We start from the raw sequence: 20,514 nt of genomic DNA, 5'->3' as shown, positions 1-20,514 counted from the left end.
TGATGCAGACTTGGCTGGAGCGTTACTGTCAGTATTTAGCCAGTGAGCGCTTGTATTCAGCCCACACGGTGCGGGTCTACCGGTTTGAATTAGAGCGGGTAGCCAGCCTAATGCAGCAGTCGGATTGGTTAACCGTCACTACTCAGCAATTACAGCAAGTGATTGTGAACTTGAGAAAAACCGGCTTGTCGGCGAAATCTCTCAGTTTAACCCTCTCGGCTCTTAAGGGCTTTTTCGAGTTCCTATTATTGCAACAAGCCATAAGCTTAAACCCAGCACAACAATTGTCGGCGCCGAAATCCGGTAAACCGCTTCCAAAAAACTTGGATGCCGATAGCATAAACGCGTTACTTACCCTCGATGACACTGAAAACTCGGATCCATTGGCAGTTAGGGATCGAGCCATTATGGAACTTTTCTATTCCTCGGGTTTGCGACTTGCGGAATTGGCAAGCCTGAACTTAGACAGCATTGACCATCAAGGCCACATGGTTAAAGTGCTGGGTAAAGGTAATAAAGAGAGAATCGTACCGGTGGGTCGTATTGCGATGTCTTGCATCGGTCGTTGGCTGGAGTTGCGGTCAACGCTGATTAAAGACGACAACGAGGCGTTATTTTTAAGCACACGAGGCAGCCGCTTATCTCACCGCGCGATACAGGCACGAATGAAGCACTGGGGAAAGTTACAAGGCATTGCAGCCGGTGTGCATCCGCACAAGTTACGCCATTCGTTCGCCACTCATATGCTCGAAAGCTCCAGCGATTTACGAGCAGTTCAAGAGTTACTAGGGCACGCGAATTTATCCACTACCCAGGTGTATACCCACTTGGATTTTCAACACCTTGCTCAGGTTTATGATGCGGCGCACCCAAGAGCACAACTGAATCCTGGTAAAACGGATGTTAAGCGCAAAGCTGAGGACAAATGATGCGCTGTTATTTGCGACCTAACCCCATTAAGGCCATCAGTTTTGATCTGGATGACTGCTTGTACGATAACCGTCCTATACTTAAACAAGCGTTGCGGGCATTGCAGCAACATTTGCAAACATTGGATGCGCGCTTTGCCCATTGGCACTATCAAGATTGGTTGCAGTTGAAACGCCATTGTCAGCGCTTAGCGCCTCAATTAAAAGATTCGGTCACTTGGACTCGTCGTGCCACCTTGGTTTTAGCGCTGCAAGGTTACCAGATACCTAACCCACAAACTCAAGCTGACACCGCAATGGACGTGTTTATGAAGGCTCGCAGTGACCTTAACATGAGTTCCGATATCACTGCGATGTTGACCGAGCTTGGGCGGCACTATCCATTAGTGGCCATCAGCAACGGTAACCTAAACTTGCAACAGTCGGGTTTAGATAAGTTCTTCACCCATGTGTATAAAGCGGACGTAGGACAGGCCAGTAAACCCGCATCACACATGTTTGCCCAAGCGTGTCGTGACTTAGATATTTTGCCCCATCAGCTGATGCATGTTGGCGATCACCCGCTGTCGGATGTGGCCGGTGCTCGTCGCTTTGGCGCGGTGAGTGTTTGGCTAAATCCGGGCTTCAATCGACAACAGGAGCTAAAAGCGAATGGAATTTTGCCACATTGGCAAATATCTAACCCCTTAGAGCTGTTACAGCTGGTATACTAGCGCCCCGCAAAAATAGAATTCACACGGAGTCCTGACAATGGATGTATCCCACTTACTTGAAGGCCTAAATGAACATCAGCGTCAGGCGGTGAGTGCTGAGCAGTCGAGCATGTTGGTTTTAGCGGGCGCCGGCAGCGGTAAAACTCGCGTTTTGGTTCACCGCATTGCGTGGCTGTTACAGGTAGAGCAGCAAAGTCCATACTCCATACTTGCGGTAACCTTTACCAATAAAGCGGCTAAAGAAATGCTCTCCAGGGTAGAGCAAGTCGCGGGTTATATTTCAGGACGAATGTGGATAGGCACCTTCCACGGCCTGGCTCACCGCTTGTTGCGAGCTCACTATCAAGAGGCCAAGTTACCGCAAAGCTTCCAAATTCTGGATTCAGAAGATCAGCACCGCATGATCAAGCGCATCATGAAGAGCATTAATTTGGACGACAAACGCTGGCCGCCGCGACAAGCCCAATCCTACATTAACGCCAAGAAAGACGAAGGTTTGCGAGTGCAGCACATTGATGCCGGTTATCACCCGATGGAAAAGCAGTGGTTAACCATCTATCAACTCTATCAAGATGCATGCGATCGAGCTGGCTTGGTGGATTTCGCTGAATTGCTGTTGCGCGCTCACGAATTGCTGTTAAACAATCCGACCCTGTTGGCACACTACCAACAGCGTTTTGGCAATATTTTGGTGGACGAGTTTCAAGACACCAATGCCATTCAATACGCTTGGATTCGATTGCTAGCAGGCGACAAAAGCCACGTTATGATTGTTGGCGATGACGATCAATCCATTTACGGTTGGCGCGGTGCTCGAATTGAAAACTTGTCAAAGTTCTTAAAAGACTTTAACAACGCGAAAACCATTCGATTAGAGCAAAACTACCGCTCAACCGGCAACATTCTTAATGCGGCCAATCAGTTGATTGCTCACAACCCCGATCGCATGGGTAAGAACTTATGGACCGAAGGCAAAGACGGCGAGTTAATCGGCTTGTATTCGGCTTTTAATGAACTGGATGAAGCGCGCTTTATTGTCGGTCGGATTAACGACTGGCAAAACCAAGGCGGATTGCTTAAAGAGTGCGCCATCTTGTACCGCGGTAACGCCCAAAGCCGGGTGCTTGAAGAAGCGTTATTGCAACAGCGGCTGAGCTATCGAATATACGGCGGCGTGCGCTTCTTCGAGCGTCAGGAAATTAAAGATGCTATGGGTTATTTGCGACTCATAGCTAATCGAGATGACGATGCGGCCTTTGAGCGGGTGGTTAATACCCCAGCGCGAGGCATTGGTGATCGCACCTTGAATATTGTCCGTTCAACCGCCAGAGAGCAGAATGTTACGTTATGGCAATCCTGCAAAAAGCTGATTGAAAATAATGGATTAACAGGCCGGGCACGCAGTGCCGTTGCCGGTTTTATTACGCTTGTTCAAGAGTTGGAACAAGACTGCTTGGACATGAGCCTGCATAAGCGGGTGGATCACTGCATCATCGAATCTGGCCTTAAGCAAATGTATCGTCAAGAAAAAGGTGAAAAGGCCGAAGCGCGCATTGAAAACTTAGAGGAGCTGGTGACGGCTGCTCGCAGTTTTGAACCCGATGAAACCCAAGAGAATTTGTCGGAAATGGACGCCTTTTTGGCTCATGCGGCCTTGGAAGCAGGTGAAGGACAAGCCGATGCACACGAGGATGCGGTGCAATTAATGACACTGCACTCTGCTAAAGGGTTAGAGTTTCCTTTGGTGTTCTTAGCCGGCGTGGAAGAGGGCTTATTCCCCAATCAACGCGCCATTGATGAGGGTGACCGCTTAGATGAGGAGCGGCGTTTGTGCTACGTGGGTATGACCCGAGCCATGGAAAAACTGTACATTAGCCACGCGGAACAACGTCGCTTGTACGGTCGTGAAAACTACAGTGCACCGTCTCGATTCATTCGAGAAATTCCGCGTCAGTTTGTGGATGAGATTCGTCTAAAAACTCAAGTCTCAGCGCCGGTAACGTCGTCTCCCATCGCCAATCGTTTTCATCAAACCGAGCAAAACTTTCAAGCAACCGGTCTCAGTTTGGGACAAAGAGTGAGCCACCCTAAGTTTGGCGCTGGCGTAGTAGTGAACTATGAAGGCAGCGGTCCACAAACCCGAGTTCAGGTGAACTTTGATGGCGCTGGCAGCAAATGGCTAGTGGTTGCTTACGCTCGCCTGCAGCCCTTGTAATAAAAATTTAATGAGCATTGGAGAATAAATGCTGACTCGTATTAAGGAACGTGCAAGTGTTTATGCGCGACTCACTCGTATTGACCGTCCCATCGGCACCTTGCTGTTGTTGTGGCCAACGCTTACGGCGCTGTGGATAGCGGCAGACGGTTCGCCGTCCCTTTATGTCACCTTTGTCTTCGTAGTGGGTGTCGCCTTAATGCGCGCCACCGGCTGCATTATTAACGATTTTGCCGACCGCAAAGTCGATGCCCATGTGGAACGAACCAAAGGCAGACCGTTAGCCACAGGTGAGGTCAGCTCAGATGAAGCTTTGTATCTGTTCGTGGTGATGGGCCTCATTTGTTTTGGCTTGGTGCTCACCCTCAACTCAATGACGGTTTATTTTTCATTTATCGGCATTTTGTTGACCATGCTTTACCCTTTCATGAAGCGAATTACCAATTTGCCACAAATGGTACTGGGCATAGTTTGGAGTTGGTCGATACCCATGGCTTATGCAGCCCAAGTGGGAGAAGTTAACGAGACCACCTGGTGGTTATTTGCCGCCAATTGGTGCTTAACGGTCGCTTACGACAGCATGTACGCCATGGTGGACAGAGAAGACGATCTAAAAGTAGGGATTAAATCTACTGCAATTTTATTCGGTCGATTTGACCGACATTGGATAGGGCTTTTTCAACTCTTGTGCGTGATAGCGCTTATGAAAGTCGGCATCATTGAATCGCTAGGAAGTGTTTATTGGATTGGCCTGTTGGCGGTTATCGCAACCTTTATCTACCAACAAGCACTCATTTTTAAGCGTGAAAAAGCCGACTGCTTTAAAGCCTTTTTGCACAACAATTACTCTGGGTTAATTTTATTTGCGGCGGTAGTTGGCAGTTACTGGTTTAACTAATCTTCTTTAAAAAAGCCAGTCTCGTCGCTTAGATCAAATTCATCGGGCAAATCGCCATTAGGATTGGTTTGCCCCGGAATGACATGGCTTTCGTCGGCCCATTGGCCCAAGTCAATCAGTCGGCAGCGGTCGCTGCAAAACGGTCTAAACGGGCTTTGCTCGCCCCACTCAACCGGCGTTTTGCAATGTGGGCAGTTAACGGTGATGGTCATTACTTAGGCTCCTGACAACAAGCTAAGGAAAAGGCCACATCATTATTGGCGCGGGTTTGGTTGTCAAATCGGAGCATTTGGAGTGTGAAGCGCTGCTTGTTGCCACTTACGGTTGGGTAACACAGGCTGTCTCGAGACAGTTCGATTCTAACCAAGGCTAACGGACTCTCACTGACGTGTTGAAACATGCCGCTTTTGGCTTCCTGAGTAACGAATTCGCCGCTTTGTCTGAGCAGTTGCAAAATGGATTGAATGGCGCGTAAGAGCAGTTCAAACTGCTGTTGCCACTCGCGTATTTGCGCTTTGCGAATTGACCAAGGACCTGAAAGCCAGTAGTGCAATTGTGGCAAATCAAAGCTGCAGCAACCCCCAGGCATGTTGTAGCGCTGTCTTACCGCACTTAAGAAGCGGTCGTTGCGGGTGTTAAGGCCCAAGCGGGTGCTGTAACTCAAATCTCGGCGAACTTCAGTTAACTGGCTAATGCATTGATTTAGGTTGTCTTGATTCACGTTTTCGACGTTTCGCCATTTTTTGATTTGCAGTAAATGGCGATCCAATTCTTTAAGTAGGTCGTTTCGAAAATCACAGCGGTCAGTGATATCACATAAGGCGAAAAGCGGCGTGAACACTTCTACACCGGAATCTTTATTGGCGGCTTGGGCTAACTGGTTATTAAGGTGTTCGAGCCGCAAATAGCTGCGGGTTTTTTCGTTTAACGGGTGCTCGAACAGTATGTTAGCCATAACGCTATTCCTGGGTCAGTTGGTATTGTCGAGCGGCCTGTAAATAGCTTTGATGCAGCTGCTCCACGGTTAAAGTCAGTTGTTCCATGGTTTGCTCATTGGCAATCACATCATCCGCGAGAGTCAGCCTATCTTGGCGACTGGCTTGTGCGTCTAAAATGGCCTGAACCTGCTCTCGGGTCACTTTATCGCGGGCCATGGTGCGTGTAATTTGAGTTTCAGGATCCACATCCACCACTAAGATTCGGTTGACCATTTGGGTTAAACTGTTTTCAACCAGCAAAGGCACCACCATGATGGCATATTCAGAGCGGGCTTCACGGGCTTGTTTAAGCATGTGCTTGCGGATCATTGGATGCAATAATCCGTTTAGCCAAGTGCGTTCGTCATCATCGTCAAATACGCGAAGACGCAGTTTAGCGCGATCCAGTTGACCTTGATTATCCAGTATGTGAGCGCCGTAGCGTTCTATGATGGCCTGAAGTGCAGGGCTATTCGGGGCAACCATATCGCGAGCAATGACATCGGCATCAACCAAGGTAATGCCTTTGTCGGCAAATAAGTTGGCTATGGTGGTTTTGCCACTGCCAATGCCGCCGGTGAGACCTACAATATAATCCGCCATTTATAATATGCCTAAGTACCAGTTCCATATCCCTTCGCCCCAAATGAGCGCCACCCATGCGGCTGAAGCAATGTAAGGGCCGAATGGAATGGGATTGCCTTGGTCTAATTTTTTTAATGCCATCAGAGAGATACCTACGATAGCACCAATTAAAGAAGACAGTAAAATGATCATAGGCAACATTTGCCAACCTAGCCAGGCACCCGCAGCCGCCAGTAATTTGAAATCGCCATAGCCCATGCCTTCTTTGCCGGTAACTAACTTAAACAGCCAAAATACCGACCACAACGACAGATAACCCGCCGCTGCGCCAATTACGGCATCGTTTAAGCTGGCAAAGGTGCCATTGATATTCACCAGCAAACCAAGCCACAACAAGGGTAGAGTGAAATTATCAGGCAGCAGCATTTCATCCAAATCAATGCCGGTGAGGGCGATGAGCACAAAGGTAAAGATGGCGGCGAATACGAAGCTCCAACTGGGCCCGAAATAATAAGCACAAATTCCAATCAGTACGCCGCTGATAAGCTCAACCGTAGGATAGCGCTTCGAGATGGGGTTTTTACAATTCGCACACTGCCCCTTAAGCAGTAACCAAGACAGCACAGGAATGTTTTGCCAAGGTTTAATTGGGTTGGCGCACTTTGGGCATTGGCTGTTAGGTGTGATGAGGTTGTACTTTTTTGGATAGCCGTCATCCACGCTCTCAGCGTTTTCAAACAACTCTTGGCAGTCTTCTCGCCACTGACGCTTCAACAAAATAGGGGTTCGATGAATGACTACGTTTAAAAACGAGCCGACCACTAAACCAAATATACTTGCTATTGCGAGCCACACAGCGGTGTGGGTCTGCATGAGTTCTACAAATTCTTGCATTGATTGTTCTTATTCTAGTTCTTGTTTTAGTTCTTATTGTTTTTGATTAGCCGATAACATCGCCCATTTGGAAAATAGGTAAGTACATACCCACAATTAAGCCACCAACGATACCGCCAATAACCACCATCATAATGGGTTCAATAAGCGAGCTGAGGCCATCTACGGCATCATCAACCTGCATTTCATAAATGCTGGCGACTTTATTGAGCATGTCGTCTAGAGAGCCGGCTTCCTCGCCAATTTGAACCATCTGAATCAGCATTTCTGGAAATAGCCCTGCGGTGTGCATGGCTGTATTAAGCTGCATACCGGCCATCACCTCTTGGCGAATATCCATAATGGCATCGCGATAGACGGCGTTGCCGGACGCGCCTGCCGCCGACTCCATGCCATCAATCAAGGGCACACCGGCGGCGAAAGTGGTAGCGAGCGTTCGAGAAAAGCGGGCAATGGCGGCTTTGTGAAGAATTTCACCGAATACCGGCAGCTTAAGCAGGAAGATATCGGTTTTGTCTCTGACCTGTTGCGACTTTTCATGGGCGCGCTTGAACAAATAGCCACCTATAGCCGCGCCACCAAATATATACAGCCAATAGGCCTGCATAAATTCAGAACAGGTAATGAGGAATTGAGTAAAGGCTGGTAACTCTGCTCCAAAGCCTTCAAAAATAGCCTCAAATTGAGGCACCACTTTAATCAAGAGTATGGCCGTCACCACCAAAGCGACAATGGTGACCGCAGCGGGGTAGAACATGGCTTTCTTGATCTTAGACTTAAGCGCTTCTGCTTTTTCTCGATATAAGGCGATGCGATCAAATACCACGTCTAACGATCCTGAGCTCTCCCCGGCTTTCACCAAATCCACGTACAAGTCATCAAAGTAACGTCGGTGGGGCTTTAATGCCTCCCAAAATGGCAAACCGGATTGCAAGTCCGCCAAAATGGTATTTAACAAGTTGCGCATGGGCTCTTTTTCGTGGCTTTTAGCCAACAACTCAATGGCGGTCACGAGCGGCACACCGGCGGATAACATGGTGGCGATTTGGCGGGTAAGCATGGCCACGTCCATGGGGACGATTTTAGGGCCACCCAAACTGAACAAAGGTTTGGCTTTCTTTTGCACCGATTTTGGGGTGATCCCTTGGCCTTTGAGTTGGGCTCGCACTTCGGTGGCACTGGCACCTTTGAGTTCACCGCTGGCTTTTTGGCCGTTACGGTTAATCCCTTTCCAAGTGAAAGTGAATACCTTGTTTTCTTTTGCCTTTGCCTTGTTTTTCGCTTGGCCTTTTGCGGTTGCCGTAGCCATACCCCAGTTCCTTGCTCGTTATTGTTGTTATCCGTTATCTCACCAGTTTAGCTAAGTTTGCTAACCTCGCCTAGTGTAAAGAAGTTGACGAGGCTCACGAGTTAACACACGCTTAAGCTGCTAACTAGGCACTGGTGACTCGATTGACTTCAGCGATGCTAGTAACCCCTTGCATGACTTTCAAAAGGCCCGATTTACGTAAGGTGTTTACGCCGTCTTGCTCCATTTGCAAGCTGATGTCTAAGGCGTTGCCGCCTTCCATAATAATGGCTGCAATTTTCTCGGTCATGGGCATTACCTCATAAATACCCACTCGGCCTTTATAACCGCCTGCGCAATCGTCGCAACCGACCGGTTTATAAACGGTGAAATTGGTGGCAATTTGTTCGTCGGTGAACCCCAGTTCTTGCAGTTGCTCCAACGGCACCTCTTCAGGTGCCTTACAGGATTTACACAAACGTCGCCCCAATCGCTGCGCAATAATCAGGTTTACAGAACCAGCAATGTTATAGGCAGGAACCCCCATGTTCATTAACCGGGTTAAGGTTTCCGCCGCTGAGTTGGTGTGCAGGGTTGATAGCACTAAGTGACCGGTTTGGGCCGCTTTAATGGCAATTTCTGCGGTTTCCAGATCTCGAATCTCACCCACCATTACGATGTCTGGATCCTGACGCAGAAACGAGCGCAAGGCGGAGGCAAAGGTCAACCCGGCCTTGTTGTTAATATGAACCTGATTAATGCCGCTTAGGTTAATTTCCACCGGGTCTTCCGCGGTGGAAATGTTGCGCTCTTCGGTATTAAGAATATTAAGGCCGGTATAAAGGGATACGGTTTTACCGGAACCTGTGGGGCCGGTTACTAGAATCATGCCTTGGGGTTTGGCTAAATTGTCTTCGTACAGCGCTTTTTGATCCGGCTCGTAACCCAGCATCTCAATACCTAGCATGGCGCTGGAGGAGTCGAGAATACGCATTACGATTTTCTCACCAAACAGGGTCGGCAAGGTGGATACCCGAAAATCGATACTCTTGGTTTTAGAAAGCTTAAGCTTAATGCGACCGTCTTGCGGTAACCGTCGCTCGGCAATGTCTAGCCGTGACATTACTTTCAAACGAGCAGACAAGCGTGATGCCAGCGCCACCGGTGGTTCCGATACTGTGTGTAAAATGCCGTCAATACGAAAACGAATGCGATAACTCTTTTCATAGGGTTCAAAGTGCAAATCCGAGGCGCCACGACGAATGGCGTCCACCAGAATTTTGTTGATGTAGATAACGATGGGGGCATCGTCTTTTTGCTCGCCTTCGTCTTCTTCTTTCTTTTCTTCGGCGACATCGATTCCGGCCAGTGAGCCTTCATCCAGCCCGGCCATATCCAGCTCGTCAATGCCTTCTTCCAGCACCTTGTCGATGGCTCTAGCCAGCGCATCGTCTTCTACCAGAATAGGCTCTGCGGTCAAGCTTAATGAAAATTGAAACTCTTCTAAGGCGTTGTAGTTGGACGGATCGGAGGTGGCAATAAACAAGCGACTGCCTTTTTGTGACAGCGGCAAGCACTTATGTTTTTCAATCAGTTTGGCGTTAATCAGCTCAGGCGGAATTTGCTCAAGGTCAAACTGCTTAATATCGAGCCATGGCGTTGGGTATTCGGTTTGAATAGCCTGAGTGATTTGTTTGGCCGACAGCAGTTTATGCTGCACCAAATAACGAATTAGAGGAACCTGCTCACGCTCGGCGCGGTCGGCACTTTGGTTTAATTGCTTGTCGGAGAGTAAACCTTTGCGAACAAATAAGCCCGCTAGGCCAATATTGGTTGTGGTATTCACCTTGGCATCCTTTCTCTAACCCGTGTAACGATTAACTTAGCAAATCATGAGCGGCCTGTGGAGACAAAAAAAGCGGCCGCAGCCGCTTTTAGATTAAAATCATGATTTCTTATTAAGGTGTAGTAGGTGGAGTAGGTGTAGGTAACTGACAACCATTAGGCTTATGCTGTTGGTCACCGCTGTACTCACATGCCCAAACTGACGGCTCATTTGGCTTAGGAACTGAACGAGTCAAAGTGAGAGCTTTTTCACCTACTGCTGGTGAATTGCCATCCTTATTGAAAGTCAACGTTAGAGCTGTTCCACTATTTGATAGTACAGCATTTTGAACTAGACCTGTGTTTGCTCCAACTAAAGCAAGTGCATCATCTCCCGCAGGGAAAGAACCGTTCTCTAAAATATATGCTTCGATAGGGGTCTTCAGAGCAGCGACAGAAGAATAACCACGAGTTACTTCTGCTTTAGCAATGTAGTTTTGATACTGAGGAATAGCTACCGCGGCTAGAATACCGATGATGGCTACTACGATGAGTAGTTCGATTAAGGTGAAACCTTTGTTCTGTTTCATTGTTGTTCTCTCCATGAAAACTGCACGTTTTAGACGTAAATTGTTGTTATATAGTAGTTGCCAGCTAGCACTGGTCTATGGGACAAGTTAGTACAAAGTGAATTAAATGAAAACAGCATATTTAACTATTTTAGTATTAGGCGCTCAATATTTCATCTGCAAATGAGCTTAAGTATTTGTTTTTTAATGTTTTATATCATTATTAAATATTTTCAAAATGTGACCAAAACCGGATAAAAAAACTCACACAAAGGCGTCAAAAATTTGGCGGTTCATTAGCTTTTAGTTGAGTAATGGCGCACGTTTGTGCGCAAATGCTCTGCTGTTGATTCTAAAACTGGCGAGCTCGCTCGGAGTTTTCGCTCTAAATGGTCTTTTTTACTACTTTTGGCGATTAATTTGAATTTTTATGCTGGCTTGCTGTTCATTCCGGTTTCATACGCAGCGATAAGTCCATCGCTTTAACGTGTTTAGTGAGCGCACCCACAGAGATAAAATCGACGCCGGTATTAGCAAAACTGGCGATGGTATCTAGGGTTACATTGCCTGAAACCTCGAGCTTGGCATGGCCTTGATAATGCTCTTTATTGAGCGTTACCGCTGCTAACATACCGTCGACATCAAAGTTATCCAACATGATGTAATCTGCTTTGGCTTGCAGGGCTTGCTCCAGTTCATTGAGGTTTTCCACTTCCACTTCCACTGGCTTGTCAGGGTTGAGTTGGCGTGCTTTTGTTACCGCGTTATCGATACCACCACAGGCCATAATGTGATTTTCTTTAATAAGATAAGCGTCGTATAAGCCCATGCGGTGGTTACGTCCACCACCGCACATCACTGCGTATTTTTGAGCGGTGCGTAAGCCTGGCACTGTCTTGCGAGTGTCCAATAATTGGGTTTGAGTATGACTAATGCAGTCCACATAGTGTTTGGTTAGGGTGGCGGTGCCGCTCAAGGTTTGAATGAAGTTCATGGCGGTGCGCTCACCGGTAAGAATGGTGGCGGCGGGTCCGGATAATTCGCACAGCACTTGATTGGGCACCACCAAATCGCCATCGTCTACATGCCATTTAAGCGCTACTTCGCCCCCCAGCTGCAAGAACACCTGCTCGGCCCAAGCTTTGCCACAAAACACCCCTTCTTCTCGAGTGATAAGGCTCGCTTGTCCGTGCTTACTGCGATCAATCAACGCGGCCGTTATATCACCACTGATGGGGTCTTGGTGCCCCAAATCTTCATCCAGTGCAGCTGTGACGCATAGGCGAATGTCGTTTTGTAACATGGTGATTCCTTACCGCTTGTTGTTAGGCTTACAATTGAGGACTTACTGTTGCGCTCAGTTTACTCTTTCCCTAATTTTAAGGCTACTGTCGGTTGCTAATGCTTTCCATTAACTTGGTTAATTTTGACCCACTGTAGCGCTTTAATGGTACAAAATGTCCTAAAGCGTTTGAACGAGGTTGATTTTCAGCCGGTTTTAGCCGGTTTGACGCCGTTTTCAGCAGGTGAATAAATTGCGTGACTGGCATATAACTTGCGTAAAAAAGGAGGTGTTTCACTGCGGCAAGCTCTATGCAATGCAATTTAAAACAACATCAAAACGACTCTTCATCTACTGACGCACGCGGCGCATTATACAAAGATGCCAGTGGCGCCTTCGCCGACTTAGGTACCTTTTTACCGCTTGTTTTAGGGCTTATCGCCCTCAATCACTTTTCCGCCGTAGGCATTTTCGTAGGCTTCGGTCTGTTTGCGTTGGCCAGCGCTTTGCTCTATCGCCGCCCCATTCCTGTGCAACCTATGAAGGTTATTGCGGCATTGGTGATTGTTCAGCAATTATCTCCGGCCATGCTGCAAGCCAGTGGATTACTCATGGGCGCAACCTTACTGATTTTAGCCTACAGTGGTGCCATCGATTGGTTATCTAAACAACTGTCGCCAGCAATCAGTATAGGTATACAGTTGGCCATTGGACTGCAGCTCGTTGGCATTGGCGGACAAATGATGAGCGAACAGTGGTTGCTTGGAGTCTTGGCATTCAGTGCCATTTTTGTTGCCCGCTTTTTTCAATTCAATTATTTAGCCATGCCTGTGGTGCTGATTGGAGCGACGATTTGGCATTATTGGGGTGGCTATCCTATCAGCATTGAGTTGCAGCAATCACAGCCGTGGAGTTGGCAATGGCCAAGCATGCAAGAGTTTTCCAGCGCGGCGGTGTTGCTGGTGGTACCTCAGTTAGCATTGACCTTAACCAATGCCGTTATTGCTACATCTGCGCTGGCAAAAGACAAGTTTGCTGACGACGATCCTAAGCTGTTTGCTGCACCTAAGCTGGCCAAGAGCTCTGGCTTTGCTAACTTGCTGTTAGCACCGTTAGGGGCCGCACCCATGTGCCACGGTGCCGGCGGCTTGGCGGTGCAGCATCATTTTGGAGCCCGAAGTTGGCGAGCTCCGGCGCTGTTTGGGTTAGCCTGCTTGTTGGTGGCCCTTACCTGGGATTTTGGCGCCGCAACCGTGCTGTCGCACATTCCGTTGCCGGTGTTAGGGGCGCTATTAGCCATCGGGGGGTTGCAGTTGGCTTGGTCACAACGCTACTTAGACGGTAAGCCTTATTGTAAGATGGTGATTGTGGTCACTGCCGGGGCGAGCTTGCTCATCAATGCTTTTGCCGGCTTGCTAATCGGTGTAATGTTGGAGTTTGGTCGCAAACAATGGCGTTTGCATCAACATCTGCAACAATAAGGGCGTTCATGAGTAAAAGCCATCAAACTCTTCTGCGTACGGCATCGGCAGGTCGGGTGACGCTGGATTCGGTTATCCAAAAATCTTCTCCTCATTTTGATGCGCGCCCGGATCCAACCGACATCAGCTTACTGGTTATTCACAACATCAGCTTACCGGCGGGAGAATTCAGTACACCTTATGTGGACCGCTTATTTATGGGGTGCATCGAGTCGAGCTGCCCAGCGTCGCTGCAAGAGCTCATTGGCTTGCGAGTGTCGGCGCACCTATTTATCGACCGCCAAGGAGTTATTACCCAATATGTGAACCTGCTGGACCGGGCTTGGCATGCCGGCGTATCTGAGTTTGAGGGACGCAGTCGTTGCAACGATTTTTCCATCGGTATTGAATTAGAGGGCACCGACTCTCAGCCCTACGAGGAAGCTCAATATCACAGTTTGGATAAAGTGACACGTCATATACTTGATAAGTTTCCTAAAATTACATTAGATAGGATTGTTGGGCACGAGCACATAGCCCCGGGTCGAAAAACTGATCCTGGCGAAGGGTTTGATTGGCGACGATATTTGTCGCAATTGCAATCCCTGCCGGACTAAAGGAGTAGAAGTTTCATGGCACTTTTTAGTGTGTTGCTTGCTTTGTTGTTGGAACGAATGCGGCTGGTAAGCGATAAATTAGGTTACCAAGCATGGCACAGTAAATTTCAGGCTATCGTATTCGATAATGATCGGCCACCGTCGGACGCTCGCACCTTGGTGGCTATAGTGGTACCTGCAACTGTTTTGTACCTACTACTCAGTGCGGTAGAAGGCCTGTTATGGGGAAGCGTTTCACTGGCCATATGGACCCTAGTGGCGGTTGTGCTGCTTAACCATGCGCCCATTCGTGAAAACTTTTCGCAATACATTAAGGCGGCCTGCCGTAAAGACTCGCAGGCTTGTTATCACTATGCACAGCGACTCGACCCCCATACTGATATTGAATCCATCGAGGTTAAACATCTGGGCCGATACATTGGTGAAACCACCGCTTGGATTAATTACCGCTATTTTGCTGCGGTAGTTATCTATTTTGCGGTGTTAGGACCGGTGGCTGCGTTGCTGTATTCCTCGCTGAGAAGTTACAGTGACAGCCGTCGCTTATCTAATGATGCCCCGGCTTGGCTTACAACCGCCATGAGCTTAGCGGATTGGATCCCGAGCCGACTTGTATCCTTTGGTTATATGTTGGCGGGTCATTTCAGCTCGGCGTGGCACACTTGGCAAAAACAAGCGTTGCACATTGACTCGTCGGCAAGAAACATCATTGGTGAAGTGGCGTTGGCGGCGGAAGCATTGCCGGTATCGACCCAAGCAGAATGCAACAGCGATGCCCCACAACAAGCTGTGATTTGCGTTGAGTCGACGGTCACCTTACTGAAGCTGGCACGACGCAACTTTATCTTGCTGCTGGTGGTCATTAGTTTACTGACTATTTTTGGGGTTATTCAGTAGCATAATCTCAGCTTTCCCCATATACTCTCAAGCAATCGAAGAACAACCGCTTCGATTGCTTGTTTAGCAAACCTTTCTTCACAGTTCCGACCATTGTTTTGATTCGGATCACGCGCTAGACAAGCAAAATGTGATCTGATACAGTGCGCCATGTTGCAAAATTGGTAAGACCAATTTACAAAAAAGAACGCACTGGAAAACAACACTGTGAATTACCGAAAAATCGCCCAGCCTAAAATATCCGACGTGATAATGAAGCAGCTAGAGCAAATGATTCTAGAAGGCTCGTTGACGCCCGGTGAAAAGCTCCCTCCAGAGAGAGAGTTAGCAGTACAGTTTGAAGTATCCCGTCCGTCCCTTCGGGAAGCCATTCAAAAGCTGGAAGCTAAGGGGCTATTAACACGTCGCCAAGGCGGTGGCACTTATGTCCAAGAACAGTTGTGGCAGAGTTTTTCAGATCCCGTTCTTGAGTTAATGTCTACTGATCCAGAAAGCCAATTTGATTTACTCGAGTTCCGCCACGCAACCGAAGGCATGATGGCCTACTTTGCGGCACTCCGTGGAACCGATACCGATTTTGAGCGCATCCATCAAGCCTTGCAAACACTTCGTGCCGGTGGTGACATCGATGCACAAGCGAATGCCATGGTGGCGCTTTACAAAACCATTGCCGAAGCGGCTCATAACAGCACCATGTTGCACTTGGTGCTGAGTTTAACTCCGGTATTACAAAATAACATAGTGCAAAATTTGAAGTTACTCATGCGTAGCCCGGAAGCGTTGGACAAAACCAATCAGCTGCGAGAAGCCATGGTGTCAGCCGTGACCTCTCGCGATCCGAAAGCCGCGCGGCGTGCTTCAAATGAACACTTGGCCTACATAGAAGAAGTGCTGTTGAATCTTCGTCGCGAAGATACTCGTCAACAGAGAAGCTTACGTCGATTGCGTGGAGATCGCTAAATGACTCAACTACCTCACGATATTGATTCACTCGAAACCAATGAGTGGCTCGACGCCCTTCAAGCGGTATTAGAAAATGAAGGGCCAGAGCGCGCTCATTTTTTGCTTGAAAAACTCATTGATCAAGCCCGTCGCAACGGCACTCACCTGCCGTTTAAAGCGACCACAGCTTATTTGAACACCATTCCTGCTGGGCAAGAGCCTACCATGCCTGGGGATCAAAACATGGAGCGTCGAATTCGCGCCATTGTTCGTTGGAATGCGTTAGCTATGGTGCTTCGAGCCTCGAAAAAAGACTTAGAGCTGGGAGGACACATCTCCAGCTTCGCATCGAGCGCCACCATTTACGATGTATGCTTTAACTACTTTTTCCGTGCTCCAAATGACAAAGATGGCGGTGATTTGGTTTATTTCCAAGGTCACATTGCACCGGGCATCTACGCTCGCTCGTACTTAGAAGGTCGCTTAAGCGAAGAGCAGTTGGATAATTTCCGTCAAGAAGTGGATGGCAATGGTCTGTCGTCATACCCACACCCTAAATTGATGCCGGATTACTGGCAATTCCCAACGGTATCCATGGGGTTAGGGCCTATTCAAGCCATTTACCAGGCTCGCTTCCTTAAGTACTTGACCGACCGTGGCATTAAAGATTGTTCAGAACAAACTGTATATTGTTTCCTAGGTGATGGTGAAGTGGACGAGCCGGAATCTTTAGGTGCCATTGGTTTAGCCGCTCGTGAAGGTTTGGACAATCTGGTATTCATTGTTAACTGTAATTTGCAACGTCTTGATGGGCCGGTGCGCGGTAACGGTAAAATTATTCAAGAGTTAGAAGGCGAATTCCGCGGTTCTGGCTGGGAAGTGGTTAAGGTGATTTGGGGGCGTTATTGGGACCCATTATTGGCTCAAGATACTTCCGGAAAATTATTGCAGCTTATGGAAGAAACCGTCGATGGCGAGTATCAAAACTGCAAAGCCAAAGGCGGCAAATATACACGGGAACACTTCTTTAATAAGTACCCAGAAACGGCCGAAATGGTGGCCAATATGTCGGACGATGACATTTGGCGATTGAATCGTGGTGGTCACGATCCGGTGAAAATGTACGCGGCGTTAAATCACGCTAAAAACACCAAAGGACGTCCTACCGTCATCCTTGCCAAAACCGTTAAAGGGTACGGCATGGGCGATGCTGGCGAGGGCAAGAACATTGCGCACCAAGTTAAGAAAATGGGCGCTGATACGGTTCGCCACTTCCGCGACCGTTTTAATATCCCAATCAGCGACGAGCAGCTAGACGATATTCCTTACTATCATCCAGGACCCGATTCCGACGAGGTGAAGTATTTAATGGCTCGTCGTGAAGCCTTGCACGGTATGATGCCAAAGCGTCTGCCGAAGTTTACCGAAGAGCTTGATATGCCGCGTTTGCGCGAGTTTGATGCGGTACTTAAAGGCTCTAATGGTCGTGAGATTTCTACTACCATGGCGTTTGTGCGGGTTTTAAACACCCTGATCAAAGATAAGCAAATTGGTAAGCGAGTCGTACCGATTATTCCAGATGAAGCCCGTACTTTTGGTATGGAAGGTTTGTTCCGTCAGGTAGGTATTTACGCTCACGAAGGGCAAAAATACACGCCACAAGATGCCGACCAAGTGGCCTATTATCGCGAAGATAAAAAGGGTCAAGTATTGCAAGAAGGTATCAATGAACTCGGTGCTATGAGCTCATGGGTTGCGGCGGCGACCAGTTACGCCAATAACGATGAGCCGATGATCCCATTCTACATTTACTATTCAATGTTTGGTTTCCAGCGCATTGGTGATTTAGCTTGGGCGGCCGGAGACATGCGAGCTCGAGGCTTCTTGGTTGGCGGTACGTCTGGGCGTACAACCCTAAACGGTGAAGGCCTACAGCACCAAGACGGACACAGTCACATTCAAGCGGGCACCATCCCTAACTGTGTTAGTTACGATCCAACTTATGGCTACGAAGTAGCGGTTATCGTACAAAATGGTCTGGAGCGTATGTACGGTGAAAACCAAGAAGACATCTTCTACTACTTGACCACGCTCAACGAAAATTACGAGCAACCCGCCATGCCAGAAGGCGTGGAAGAGGGCATCATTAAGGGCATCTACAAACTGGATTCGGTTGCCGGCTCCGGTAAAGGTAAAGTGCAGTTGCTAGGCTGTGGCTCTATTTTGCTGCAAGTTCGCAAAGCGGCGGATGCTTTGGCTAAAGATTTCGGCGTGTCGGTCGATGTATTCAGTGTTACCAGTTTTAACGAATTGGCTCGCGAAGGTCAGGCTTATGAACGCCAACAGCTGCTAAATGGTGATCAAGACACCCCCCAGCCATACATTACTCAAGTATTGAGCGAAGGGGTTCCGGTGGTTGCAGCGACCGACTACATGAAGAGCTACGCTGACCAAGTTAGAGCTTGGGTACCTGCAAGTTATCATGTGCTAGGTACCGACGGATTTGGCCGCTCAGACAGCCGTGCTAATCTTCGCCATCATTTTGAGGTTGATGCCCGCTTTGTGGTTATCAGTGCGCTTAAATCTTTGGTGGATAAAGGCGACATCGGCAAAGATGTGCTGAATAAAGCGATTGCTGACTACGGCATTGATACCAACAAACCTAACCCATTGCACGCATAAGAGGTTTCACTGTGAGCGATTTAAAACAAATTCTGGTTCCAGACATTGGCGGTGATGAGGTTGAGGTCATTGAATTGTGCGTGGCGGTAGGCGATACCATTACTGCTGAGACGTCCATCATTACCGTAGAATCTGACAAAGCCACCATGGACATCCCTGCACCGGATGCCGGGGTGGTCAAAGAACTGACCGTTGCGGTTGGTGATAAAGTCAAAGAAGGCAGCTTAATCGCCATGCTCGCGGTCGCGTCAGCTGCCGAGGCCGACGCTAATGCCAACGCCGATGCGAATACCGAGGCCAATACCGCCCCCGCTGAGTCAGCGGACAATGCGTCAGCACCAGTTGCTGCGCCAGCGCCTGCAGAGCAAGCAGCACCGAGTGCCAGCGCCATTGTCGACATTGTGGTGCCGGATATCGGTGAAGACGGCGAAGTGGACGTGATTGAAGTGTTGGTGAGTGCCGGCGACAAGGTGGAGTCGGATCAAGGCTTAATTACCCTAGAAACCGATAAAGCCACCATGGAAGTGCCTTCAGCGCATTCGGGTACTGTGATTGCGCTGTCGGTTGCCGTAGCCGATAAAGTGAAGTCTGGCAGCGTAATTGGCCAGATGGAAGTGGAAGCGGATTTCAGCGAAGCTGCGGCTTCACAAGAGCCTGCTGCACCTGCGAAAGCGCCAGCCCAATCGCCAGCGAGCGCAGTGGCCCAACCGAATGCTGCGCCGCCAGTACCGCATCATCCAAGTGCGGGTACCACTAAAGCCACCGGCGTAGTCCATGCCAGTCCTGCCGTTCGCCGCCTAGCCAGAGAATTTGGCGTAGACTTAGCGAAAGTAACGGGTAGCGGTCGTAAGCACCGTATTTTAAAAGAAGACGTGCAATCTTGGGTTAAGTATGAGCTTTCAAGACCTCGCAGCAGCGGTGGTAGCAATACCCCAGGCTTAAACGTTATTGAAGCACCAACCGTGGATTTCGCTAAGTTTGGAGAAGTGGAAGAGGTGGCCCTAAGCCGCATTCAGAAAATTTCCGGACCGAGTTTGCATCGAAATTGGGTAACCATTCCCCATGTGACTCAATTCGACGAAGCGGACATTACTGCCCTTGAGGCATTCCGCAAGGAAGAGAATCAGCTCTTAGCCAAACAAAAAGCCGATTTCAAGATCACGCCGCTGGTGTTTATGATGAAAGCGGTGGCGAAAGCCTTGGCCATGTACCCTGTGTTTAACTCAAGTTTAAGCCCAGATGGCGAAAGCTTGATTATGAAAAAGTACTTCCACATTGGTATTGCGGTTGATACCCCTAATGGCCTTGTGGTTCCAGTAGTACGTGACGTCGATAAGAAAGGCATTTACGAACTGTCGAAGGAGCTATTGGAAATTTCATCAAAGGCGCGTGAAGGTAAATTGAAAGCAGCGGATATGCAAGGCAGTTGCTTCACCATTTCCAGCTTGGGAGGCATCGGTGGTACCGCCTTTACGCCAATTGTAAACTACCCAGATGTGGCCATTCTGGGGGTTTCTAAATCAGAAATGAAACCTAAGTGGGATGGCGAACAGTTCCAACCTAAATTAATGCTGCCATTGTCATTATCCTATGACCACCGTGTCATTGATGGTGCGGTCGCAGCCCGGTTTAGTGTGGCCTTGTCAGGAATTCTTTCCGACATTCGCAAGTTGGTGTTATAGCGTATTTGCCCTCGTTAACGCGGGGGCTTTTGTTTCGAGAAATTGGTCAGTACAATCCGA

General features: G+C 48.6%; 18 protein-coding genes. 10 read left to right on the top strand and 8 right to left on the bottom strand.

Going from position 1 to position 20,514, the window contains the following annotated elements:
• The first annotated feature begins 2 nt into the window (after positions 1–2).
• The 4 genes from xerC to ubiA are packed head-to-tail and all read left to right on the top strand — an operon-like array spanning position 3 to position 4,755.
• Positions 3–929, top strand: a complete 927-nt coding sequence (gene xerC, locus CLC91_RS05480; RefSeq protein ID WP_095500121.1) for a tyrosine recombinase XerC — start codon at positions 3–5, stop codon at positions 927–929.
• Positions 926–1,642: an HAD-IA family hydrolase gene (locus tag CLC91_RS05475; RefSeq protein WP_095500120.1), complete on the top strand. Its 717-nt coding sequence runs from the start codon at positions 926–928 to the stop codon at positions 1,640–1,642. The genes xerC and CLC91_RS05475 overlap by 4 nt, the downstream gene beginning before the upstream one ends.
• 37 nt (positions 1,643–1,679) lie before the next feature.
• Positions 1,680–3,857, top strand: a complete 2,178-nt coding sequence (gene uvrD / locus CLC91_RS05470; protein WP_095500119.1) for a DNA helicase II — start codon at positions 1,680–1,682, stop codon at positions 3,855–3,857.
• A 28-nt stretch (positions 3,858–3,885) separates the two neighbouring features.
• Positions 3,886–4,755, top strand: a complete 870-nt coding sequence (gene ubiA, locus CLC91_RS05465) for a 4-hydroxybenzoate octaprenyltransferase (protein ID WP_095497806.1) — start codon at positions 3,886–3,888, stop codon at positions 4,753–4,755.
• On the opposite strand, the gene yacG is transcribed toward ubiA, so the two are convergent.
• From yacG to nadC, 8 genes are all read right to left on the bottom strand, one after another.
• Entirely contained in the window at positions 4,752–4,967 is a 216-nt protein-coding gene (gene yacG, locus CLC91_RS05460) for a DNA gyrase inhibitor YacG (RefSeq protein WP_095497807.1), read from the bottom strand. The genes ubiA and yacG overlap by 4 nt on opposite strands.
• Positions 4,967–5,710: a cell division protein ZapD gene (locus CLC91_RS05455; protein WP_095497808.1), complete on the bottom strand. Its 744-nt coding sequence runs from the start codon at positions 5,708–5,710 to the stop codon at positions 4,967–4,969. Before CLC91_RS05455 ends, yacG begins: the two co-directional genes overlap by 1 nt.
• A 4-nt stretch (positions 5,711–5,714) precedes the next feature.
• Positions 5,715–6,335 (bottom strand): dephospho-CoA kinase, encoded by a 621-nt coding sequence (coaE, locus tag CLC91_RS05450; protein WP_095500118.1) that lies wholly within the window; start codon positions 6,333–6,335, stop codon positions 5,715–5,717.
• The gene (locus tag CLC91_RS05445; RefSeq protein ID WP_095500117.1) at positions 6,336–7,211 is read right to left on the bottom strand and encodes a prepilin peptidase; all 876 of its coding nucleotides are present in this window, start codon (positions 7,209–7,211) and stop codon (positions 6,336–6,338) included.
• 46 nt (positions 7,212–7,257) lie between these two features.
• Complete coding sequence (locus tag CLC91_RS05440; protein WP_095500116.1) at positions 7,258–8,520, bottom strand: type II secretion system F family protein; 1,263 nt, start codon at positions 8,518–8,520, stop codon at positions 7,258–7,260.
• Between the two features lie 124 nt (positions 8,521–8,644).
• The gene (gene pilB / locus CLC91_RS05435; RefSeq protein ID WP_095500115.1) at positions 8,645–10,345 is read right to left on the bottom strand and encodes a type IV-A pilus assembly ATPase PilB; all 1,701 of its coding nucleotides are present in this window, start codon (positions 10,343–10,345) and stop codon (positions 8,645–8,647) included.
• Between the two features lie 112 nt (positions 10,346–10,457).
• Complete coding sequence (locus CLC91_RS05430) at positions 10,458–10,913, bottom strand: pilin (RefSeq protein ID WP_198950906.1); 456 nt, start codon at positions 10,911–10,913, stop codon at positions 10,458–10,460.
• Positions 10,914–11,337: 424 nt separating this feature from the next.
• Positions 11,338–12,195 (bottom strand): carboxylating nicotinate-nucleotide diphosphorylase, encoded by an 858-nt coding sequence (gene nadC, locus CLC91_RS05425; protein WP_095500113.1) that lies wholly within the window; start codon positions 12,193–12,195, stop codon positions 11,338–11,340.
• A gap of 290 nt (positions 12,196–12,485) precedes the next feature.
• On the opposite strand from nadC, the gene CLC91_RS05420 reads away from it, so the two are divergent.
• From CLC91_RS05420 to aceF, 6 genes are all read left to right on the top strand, one after another.
• The gene (locus CLC91_RS05420; protein ID WP_095500112.1) at positions 12,486–13,655 is read left to right on the top strand and encodes a putative sulfate/molybdate transporter; all 1,170 of its coding nucleotides are present in this window, start codon (positions 12,486–12,488) and stop codon (positions 13,653–13,655) included.
• Positions 13,656–13,663: 8 nt separating this feature from the next.
• Complete coding sequence (ampD, locus tag CLC91_RS05415; protein WP_095500111.1) at positions 13,664–14,251, top strand: 1,6-anhydro-N-acetylmuramyl-L-alanine amidase AmpD; 588 nt, start codon at positions 13,664–13,666, stop codon at positions 14,249–14,251.
• Positions 14,252–14,266: 15 nt separating this feature from the next.
• Positions 14,267–15,148: a beta-lactamase regulator AmpE gene (gene ampE / locus CLC91_RS05410; protein ID WP_095500110.1), complete on the top strand. Its 882-nt coding sequence runs from the start codon at positions 14,267–14,269 to the stop codon at positions 15,146–15,148.
• A 207-nt stretch (positions 15,149–15,355) separates the two neighbouring features.
• A complete protein-coding gene (gene pdhR, locus CLC91_RS05405; RefSeq protein ID WP_095497817.1) occupies positions 15,356–16,108 on the top strand; it encodes a pyruvate dehydrogenase complex transcriptional repressor PdhR in 753 nt (250 codons plus the stop codon).
• A complete protein-coding gene (gene aceE / locus CLC91_RS05400) occupies positions 16,109–18,772 on the top strand; it encodes a pyruvate dehydrogenase (acetyl-transferring), homodimeric type (protein ID WP_095500109.1) in 2,664 nt (887 codons plus the stop codon).
• Between the two features lie 11 nt (positions 18,773–18,783).
• Positions 18,784–20,454: a dihydrolipoyllysine-residue acetyltransferase gene (gene aceF, locus CLC91_RS05395; RefSeq protein WP_095497819.1), complete on the top strand. Its 1,671-nt coding sequence runs from the start codon at positions 18,784–18,786 to the stop codon at positions 20,452–20,454.
• Positions 20,455–20,514 lie beyond the last annotated feature (60 nt).

Source organism: Paraferrimonas haliotis, assembly GCF_002282895.1.
Taxonomy (GTDB): domain Bacteria; phylum Pseudomonadota; class Gammaproteobacteria; order Enterobacterales; family Shewanellaceae; genus Paraferrimonas; species Paraferrimonas haliotis.
Note: the sequence above shows the minus strand (reverse complement) of the source record. Positions and strands in the feature narration are given on the sequence as shown.